This is a genomic window from Pseudomonadota bacterium, assembly GCA_034660915.1.
GTDB lineage: Bacteria > Desulfobacterota > Anaeroferrophillalia > Anaeroferrophillales > Anaeroferrophillaceae > DQWO01.
Genome location: JAYEKE010000144.1, coordinates 1 through 8,849 on the forward strand (window position 1 = coordinate 1; position 8,849 = coordinate 8,849).

Sequence of the window (8,849 nt, forward strand, 5' to 3'; positions counted from 1 at the left end):
GAGCCGCACTGGAGTTGGGATGGTGGCAGTTCTTTTCCGGTTACGACAGGAGAGTGGACCCACGCGGTGGTCACCTATGACGGTAGTTCCCAGCGAGTCTATAAAAACGGGACTTTGGTCTACGAGCGCTCCCAGAGTGGTGCCATGGGCAGCAACGGGAATAAACTACTGGTCGGTGCCCGGGGCAGCGCCTCTCCTCGGCATTTCTTTGGGGGTCAGATAGATGAATTGTTGATCTATTCTGAGGCCCTGAGCGGCGATAAAGTCAGCGCTATTTATACTAACCAATCGACCGGTAAAAATCACGATGGCAGTGACCGTTCGTGCCCGGTATGTGAATTTACAGCTATAGGTTCCTACTATCTGGATGAATGTGCCTGGAATGGCAGTTCCGGCGAGGTGGTAGATGCCAGCGGCAACGGTCATCATGGTACGGCGGTTAATGGGGTGACCACCGTCAATGATGGTAAAGTCTGCCGGGCGGGGGTATTTGCCGACAACGGCTACCTGGCTTTGCCGGGATTTCCTGATCTGACCAGTGATTTTACCATGACCGCCTGGATAAAAACCAGTGATCGTACTCGGCCGGGTCAGCGCATCTTTGCTGATGATGAAAGTAATAGCGGTGGTTATGCTTTGAGCCTCGGGGATGGCGGGGCAGGTCGACTGCGGTTTTACAGCCGGGATATTTCTCCAGTCAGCCTGGATACTCAGGCAGTGATCGACAATGATACCTGGTATTTTGTTGCCGGAGTGGCTGATATTACGAACCATGAACGTCATATTTATGTTTTTGCCGCTGACGGCACCCTCATCGACCATACTTCCGGTAGCTATTCCGGTACCTGGGGAACGGATGGCGGTACTGTCTCCATTGGCGGTGAAACCAATAATAGTTCCGAAACCGGCAATCGCTTTATCGGTTCGTTGGATGAAGTCCAGGTTTTTGCGGGCGCCATTGATGAATCCGGTTTAAAAATGATCCTGCACCAAACCCATGGCTGCAGCTGCATCGCTCCCCTGGCGGACTATCATTTTGATGAATGCTATTGGGATGGCAGTGTTGGTGAAGTGGTGGATGCCAGCGGCAACGGCTATGATGGCACGGCGGTAAATGGGGTGACCACGGTAGCTGAGGGCCAGATTTGCCGGGCGGGAGAATTTTCTTCCGGCAGTTCCCAGTACGTGGATCTGGGTAGTGGTTTCAGCCCCGGGAGCAGCAGTTGGAGTGTTTCCGTCTGGTTCAAGTGGGATGGCAGCAGCGGTGAAAATATTATTTACAACAAGGAGACCCTGTTTGAAGCCCGGGTTCAGGGGGGCTATTTCCAGTATGCCTGGGAGCCGCACTGGAGTTGGGATGGTGGCAGTTCTTTTCCGGTTACGACAGGAGAGTGGACCCACGCGGTAGTCACTTATGACGGCAGCAGCCAGCGGGTGTATAAGAATGGGGCGTTGGTGTACGAGCGAACCCAGGGTGGTTCCATCGGCAGCAACGGCAGCAAACTGCTGATTGGTGCTCGGGGCAGCAATAATCCTCACAATTTTTTCGGCGGTCAGATAGATGAGCTGTCGATATATGCCGAAGCCCTGACTGATGATCAGATCAGTGATCTTTATAACAATCAGCGGGACGGCAAGAATCATGATGGCAGTGCCAGGACATGTCCGGTATGCGAATTTACTGCTATAGGTTCCTATTATCTGGATGAATGTGCCTGGGATGGCAGCTCTGATGAAGTGGTGGATTCCAGTGGCAATGGTTATGATGGTACGGCGGTAAATGGAGTGACCACGGTAGCTGACGGCCAGGTTTGCCGGGCAGGGGAATTTGCCGACAACGGCTACCTGGCTTTGCCGGAATTTCCTGATTTAATCACAGACTTTACGATCACTGCCTGGATTAAAACCGGCGATCGTGCTGAACATGGTCAGCGGGTATTTGCCGATGATGAGCAGAATTCACATGGCTATGCCCTCAGTTTGGGTGATGGCGGTGCCGGGCTGCTGCGTTTCTACAGCCGTGGAATCAGCCCGGTTAGTCTCGATACCACGGTGGTGATTGCCGATGATACCTGGTATTTTGTTGCCGGGGTTGCTGACATAACTAATCAACTACGCCATATTTATGTTTTTGATGTGAGTGGATCGCTGGTGCACCATGTATCGGGTATTTTTACAGGTACCTGGGGGAGTGATAGTGGTACCGCCTCCATCGGCGGCGAAACCAATAACGGGGAAACCTGGAACCGTTTTATCGGTAACCTGGATGAAGTCCAGGTTTTTACTGGCGCCATTGATGAATCCGGCTTAAGGGTGGTTTTGCATCAAAGCCATGGCTGTAGCTGCATTGCCCCCCTGGCGGACTATCATTTTGACGAATGTTACTGGGATGGCAGTGCCAGTGAGGTTTTGGATGCCAGTGGCAACGCCCATGATGGGACGGCGAAAAACGGGGTGACCACAGTAGCTGCGGGCCAGGTATGTCGGTCGGGAGAATTTGATTCAGGCAGTTCCCAGTACGTGGATCTGGGCACTGGTTTCAGTCCCGGGAGCAGTAACTGGACAGTCTCCGTCTGGTTCAAGTGGGACGGCAGCGGTGGTGAAAATATTATCTACAATAAGGAGACTCTGTTTGAGGCTAGGGTGCAAAGTGGCCATTTTCAATACGCCTGGCAGCCGCACTGGTATTGGGATGGGGGCAGTTCTTTTCCAGTGACCGCAGGAGAGTGGACCCACGCGGTGGTGACCTATGACGGCAGTTCCCAGCGGGTGTATAAAAATGGGGTGTTGTTAGTCTATGAACGAGCTCAGAGCGGTGCCATGGGCAGCAACGGGAATAAACTACTGGTCGGTGCCCGGGGGAGTACGTCCCCCCGGAATTTCTTCGGCGGCCAGATAGATGAAGTGCTGATCTATTCCGAGGCCCTGAGCGGCACTCAGATCAGTGATCTTTATACCAATCAGCAGGCCGGTAAGAATCAGGATGGCAGCGATCGTATCTGTTCTTCCTGCAGCAGTGTCGACCATTTTATCATTACTGATGAAGATGATGATCAGCAGGCGTTGGCCTGCCGGGCGGAGCTGATTACTATCCAGGCGGTGGATGTAAACGACAATGTGATCTCCGGTTATACGGGTACGGTGAGTCTGACCGCCGACAACGGAGCGCTCTGGTACGATACCTTGAGCAGCCTGGTCAATGACGACCCACCGCAGGGTTCATGGACGGATAATGGCCATAGTTCGGCTGGCTACAGTTTTGTAGCTGTGGACAACGGCCAGATAAAACTCTGGCTGCGGGACAGCGATATCCCGGCGGGGCAGGACAGTGAGGTGGTGCGGATTGAGGTGGTTGATGGGTCGGCTACCGGGGCTTTGAACCTGACGTACAACAAAGATGGTTTTTTGCTGGTTTGGGACAATCCCGGCAATACTGTTCAGCTCTCTGGGAAACCATCCGACCAGGGTTGGAATGGACAAAATATTGTCCTTCAAGCCGTACAGGTCAACCCGACCACCGGGGCCTGTGAATCACTGCTCGACGGCAGTATTTCGGTGCAGGCGAAAATTACCTATCTTGATCCTCCAGCCGGCATTGAGCCGCTCAACCTTAACGGTACTGAAGTGGATGAAGACTGGACAGCGGTGTCCCTTGATTTTGACCAGGGTGAAGCGCCGTTGGTTTTACAGTATGACGATGCCGGACAGCTGCAGCTGGAAATCCGCTACGACAGCGATGGTGACGGGGTTTTTGATATGTCCTGCGTTAATAATCCTGTTATTATCTTTCGTCCCCTGGGATTTTATATTTTCACTACGACCGCTAACGGCCTGGCCGATAATGGTGCCGACAGTTCTGTTTTTGTCAAGGCCGGCACTTCCTTTAATCTCTCGGCCCAGGCGATTCTGTGGCAGCAAAGTGATGATACGGATAATGATGGTATTTCCGATGCCGCCGCCAACCTGGCGGACAATGGTGTGACCCCAAATTACCAGGCCGGCGGCAACCCGGTCAGCCACAGCCTGGTCGACCCGGTTGGCGGCAGCTACGGCAGTTTGGGGAGCACATCCATGAATCTGGTCAATGGTTTGGGAGCAGTTGACGACCAGACATTCAGCGAAGTGGGGATTATTGCTTTGACGGTGACCGATGCCGATTACCTGGGTAGCGGCGCTGCCATCACCGGCACCAGCAGCAACATCGGCCGTTTCATCCCCGATCATTTCGACGTGCAATCGTCCGGGGTTTCCCTGGCCCCGTTTTGCAATAACTTCACCTACCTGGGGCAAAACTTCGGCTACCAGGATGCCCCGCAGATTACCATTACCGCCCGGAACAGCAATAATGAAGAGACGCAGAACTATCGTGATGATTTTTTCAAACTGGCGACGACTCTGACTCCGGTCTATGGCAACAACGTCAGTGGGCGGTCGCTTAATGTAACTCCCGACGATATTTCCCTGGCGGCGGTGTCTTCCCAGACGATAACGGTGACTGATACCTTTTCCTATCTCCGGGAAGTTACCCCTCCTTTTGACGCTGATTTTGACCTGACGCTCGCGGTTGCTGACAGTGACGGCGTTTTTTACGGCAGCGACGGGAATTTTGTCATCTATACTATCGGCGGCATCCAATTGCGTTCCGGTCGATTACTGATTTATGATAATTATGGTCTTGAAACCGAGGACATTACCCACTCCCCCTTTAATACTCAGTACTGGGATGGCAGCTGGCAGGTCAATGAAGACGATGACTGTACCTCCGGGATAGCTTTCGATTCACTCAGGGCGCACATAAGCTCAAATCCCGATGTGACCGATGGGGTCGGCTATCTGATGGTGGATAAACCCGCCGGTGCCAACCCGGAAACCATCACCGTCTGTCCCGTTGCCCCGGCCTGGTTAAGCTGTTCGACATCCGAGTGCTGCGGCACCTTTACCTTTGGCATCTACCGGGGTAATGATCGCCTTATTCTAAAAATGGAAGTGCCGGAATAGCCGATAATTTAAGAAATGCGACGGTATTTCACAATCTGCGGGTAAACATTCGTTTATTTATAAATTGGCAAATTTTTCTTATTTCTCACAGAGACACAGAGTCACAGAGGGCAAATGTTTGGGCTTCTCTGTGGCTTTGTAACTCCGTGAGAGTAACTTTTACCTAAGTTAAGCATTAGCTGTTAGCTATCAGCGTTTAGCCTTGAAAAATAAAGGCGTTACGTTAATGAGAAATAACACCCAACGGGTGAAAGTTTGTAATAGCAAAACATCCTGTAATCATTAAACTAATAGCTAACCGCTAAAGGCTAATCACTCAGTTTAGGTTTTACTTTTTTCTGACTTGCGTTGCCAGGGACATATTACCGGATGTTCGGGCTTGGCTCATAGCGGTATTGGCCTGGGTTGGGACAGTTTTTAAAACTGTCCCACATTGTGATTCGCGGTGGATAATGGGGGACATTGCTTTAGCGCGCCTCACAAGCCGGCCATGGACGGCCGGCGAGAATGAGCGAGAGCCATGCCGGAACATCCCTGTAAATTTTTTCCGTTGTTTTTAGAGCAACTCAGAAAGTTGAGTTAAAGTATTTATTTCAAGTGACGAAAACACTTTCATGACTATCCTGCCGAAACAATTAGGGAAAGAACTGAAACTGGCCAAAATCTCCAAAGCCCAGCTGCGTTTTGTCCTGCTTGCGGTTATTTCTCTGGCTATGGTGGTCTACGGTTACCAGAATCTGGTGACGGCTCCCCTTAAATCCAGGTTGACAGCCAGCGAGCAGCAGATTCGTAAAGTAGAGGAGGAAATCCAGCGCCTGCCCCAGAGCCCGGTGCAACTGGATCAGCAGGTGAAACGTCTGGCATCACTGAAACAGAAAATGGAAGAGAAACAGCAGGCACTGAAGCAGATCCAGCAGCAGATGGCCACTGAGCAGGATATTTCCCGGGTGGTAAAAACTTTGGCGGTTACGGAATCTCCAGCAGATTTCACCTTGCTGGCCCTGCGAAAAAAAGCGGCGGAAAAAAAGGAGCACTACCTGGTTCAACCCTTTGAAGTCAGTTTCCAGGCGGATTACCGTAAAATGGCTTCCTACCTGGAGAACTTTTCTTCGGGGGAGAAATTATATACCATCGGTAACCTGAAAATTATCACTCACCCGGAGATTTTGCCCCGGGTTGAAGTTCTTCTGGGAATTAACAACTATCAGTTTGAACAAAAAAATATATCCGCGACAAACTGAGGCGATTGATGTGATTTATCAACGAACAACAATATTTATCATCTTTTCTCTTGTCGCCATGCTGCTTTTTGGGAATGCTGTGCCAGGATTGGCCGCCGGGGTTTTCCGTGGTTCCGGACAGCCTGAATATCAGTGGCAGCACAATCCTTTCATCCCCCTGCTGGTGGCTAAAGAAGCCGTTATCATGGCGACGAAAGGTGCTCAGGCGGCACCCTATGAAAACTTTTCCCTGCCGCCCAATCTTAAATTAAAAGCGGTGATCAAAAGCGATAATCAGTATAAGGCAATTGTCGGTGATCAGCTGGTGGTGCCCGATGATCAGGTGATGGGTTTTATCGTTGCCGAAGTCCAGGCTGATCGGGTGGTGCTGCTGAAAAATGGTCGGGTGGTGGAGCTTCCTCTCCGTTCGATTGTCAACCGCAAGGAAAATTTCACCATTAACCTCACGGATGATAAAACGGAAATTAATGCTCCTGATTCAAGACAATTATCTTCCGGCGCTGATAGCCGGAAAAGTTTTATCCATTTGGTGAACGTAGCTGGGGAAGCGGACCTTTCCCCGGCTGAATAGCAAGACAGTCATAAGTCCACAACATTTTTTAAGGTATCGGCTGAAAAGCTGGCAGGAATGAGTTATGAGAAAAATTATTTTCCTCTTGCTGTTCGTTACTTCACTCTTGTTGATTGTCGTTTCTTCCGGTTTCGCGGGGGAATCTGATGGACAGGCGCCGGCAGCGGAAGCTGCTGAAGCCGCTGAACAAACGCCGGCGCTTCAAGCTCAAAATGATTTACAGAAAAAAATCAGCCTGGAATGCCGGGAAACCGGCTTGCAGGATATTCTCAGAGCCCTGGCTGCCGAGGCCGGCATCAACCTGATTCTCGGGGCGGAAGTGCCGTCGGCAACCGTATCGCTTAATTTTCATGAAATCAGTATCGAAGGAGCGATGAACGCGATTCTGGCATCTCACGATCTGGGGATGATCAGGGATAAAGAAGTCTACCGGGTAGTGAAGGCGGACGAAATTATCGAACTGGGTGAAGATCTGGTTACCGAGTATATCCCCCTGAACTACAGCAAGGGAGCAGATGTCTCCCCCCAGTTGGAACCTTTATTGTCCAAGCGGGGAAAACTGCGGGCTGACGGCCGAACCAACATCCTCATGGTCCGCGATACTCCCAGTCATTTGCAGCAGATTCGACAATTACTGGAAGTGCTGGATATCCCCACGTCCCAGGTAATGATTGAAGCTCGGATTGTTACTATTGCCAATAAAGCTATCAAAGAGCTGGGTATCCAGTGGGGCGGCATGTATACCGGCAATTTCGGCAGCGGCGACCGGAAAACTTTGAATATTGGCGGCAGTGCGGCCGGCGGCAGTTTTGATAACACCATGATCAACCTGCCCACCCCGGCTGCTTCCTCGGCCCTGAGCTTCGGCATCAGCAAGCTGAATTCCTTTGCTTTTAACGTCAGGCTTTCAGCCCTGGAGCAGAAGGATTTGGTGAATACCCTTTCCAATCCCCGGGTGATGGTGCTTGACAACCATAAAGCCAAAATCGGCCAGGGAAAGGAAATCCCCTACAAGTCGGCCGACGTCGACAACCCGGATACTGAATTCAAGGAAGCGGAACTGAGCTTGGAAGTGGTACCCCATGTGACCAAAAACGGTGAAATCACCCTTGAGCTGGAAATCAGTAATGACAGCCAGGGGGAAAATACCGAGCAGGGCGAACCCATCATCAATACCCAGAATGTCAATACCACCCTACTGATCAAGGATGGGGAGACGGCGGTGATCGGCGGCATAGTCCTCGATAATACCATCAAGCAAAAAGACGGAGTTCCCGGGGTTTCCAAAATTCCGTTGTTCGGCAAACTGTTCCAGCACGATGTGAAGAATATGGAGCGGGGTGAACTGGTGGTCTTCATTACCCCGACCATCATCAAACGCTAAGGGTTTGCTCAAAAATAACTTCGAGGGATTGGCTCTGTCTTGATTATTGACAAGAAAGTTCCTGATTGATACATAACTGCTTGGAAATGCCTTCTTCCGATTCTTTTTTTGACCTTTCGGCATTAAATTTCACCGTTACATGTTAAGGAAACATAGCTATGAACATTACTATAATCGGGGCCGGCTATGTGGGCTTGGTGACCGGCGTCTGCCTGGCGGAATTCGGCCACCGGGTAGTTTGCATCGATAAGGACGAGCAGAAAATTGCCAAACTGCGGCAGGGGGAGATTCCCATCTATGAGCCGGGTCTGGAAGTCTTGGTTTCCAAAAACGTTGCTGACGGTCGGCTGGTTTTTACCGGTCAGCTGGATGGGCAAGTGGAAAAGTCCCAGGCGGTCTTTATCGCCGTCGGTACCCCGTCATCAAGGCGTGGTGATGGCTATGCCGATCTGACCTACATTTATGCTGCCGCCCGTGAACTGGCATCTCATCTGGAAGACTACACGGTGGTAATTGATAAAAGCACGGTACCGGTGGGAACCGCCCGGCAGGTGGCCAGGCTGATACGTGAAGAAAATCCCGCGGCGGATTTTGACGTGGTTTCCAACCCGGAGTTTCTGCGTGAAGGGGCGGCTATCAGTGATTTCATGCGTCC

The 8,849-nt window shown here is 51.3% G+C and carries 6 protein-coding genes; 5 read left to right on the top strand and 1 reads right to left on the bottom strand.

The features are described from left to right. Positions 1–4,998, top strand: a 4,998-nt coding sequence (locus U9P07_08595) for a LamG domain-containing protein (GenBank protein MEA2109461.1), incomplete at its 5' end; no start/stop codon positions are given. A gap of 328 nt (positions 4,999–5,326) precedes the next feature. Here the strand turns inward: U9P07_08595 and U9P07_08600 are convergent. Then, positions 5,327–5,530, bottom strand: a complete 204-nt coding sequence (locus U9P07_08600; GenBank protein ID MEA2109462.1) for a hypothetical protein — start codon at positions 5,528–5,530, stop codon at positions 5,327–5,329. An 82-nt stretch (positions 5,531–5,612) separates the two neighbouring features. Here U9P07_08600 and pilO point away from each other — a divergent pair, with 82 nt between their 5' ends. The 4 genes from pilO to U9P07_08620 form a co-directional block, all read left to right on the top strand. After that, positions 5,613–6,239, top strand: coding sequence for a type 4a pilus biogenesis protein PilO (pilO, locus tag U9P07_08605; GenBank protein ID MEA2109463.1), 627 nt, complete (start codon positions 5,613–5,615; stop codon positions 6,237–6,239). 10 nt (positions 6,240–6,249) lie between these two features. Beyond that, complete coding sequence (locus U9P07_08610; protein ID MEA2109464.1) at positions 6,250–6,810, top strand: hypothetical protein; 561 nt, start codon at positions 6,250–6,252, stop codon at positions 6,808–6,810. A 64-nt stretch (positions 6,811–6,874) separates the two neighbouring features. Then, positions 6,875–8,194: a type IV pilus secretin PilQ gene (gene pilQ, locus U9P07_08615; protein MEA2109465.1), complete on the top strand. Its 1,320-nt coding sequence runs from the start codon at positions 6,875–6,877 to the stop codon at positions 8,192–8,194. Between the two features lie 158 nt (positions 8,195–8,352). Next, positions 8,353–8,849: 2-dehydropantoate 2-reductase N-terminal domain-containing protein (locus U9P07_08620; GenBank protein ID MEA2109466.1), on the top strand; the 497-nt coding region annotated here is incomplete at its 3' end.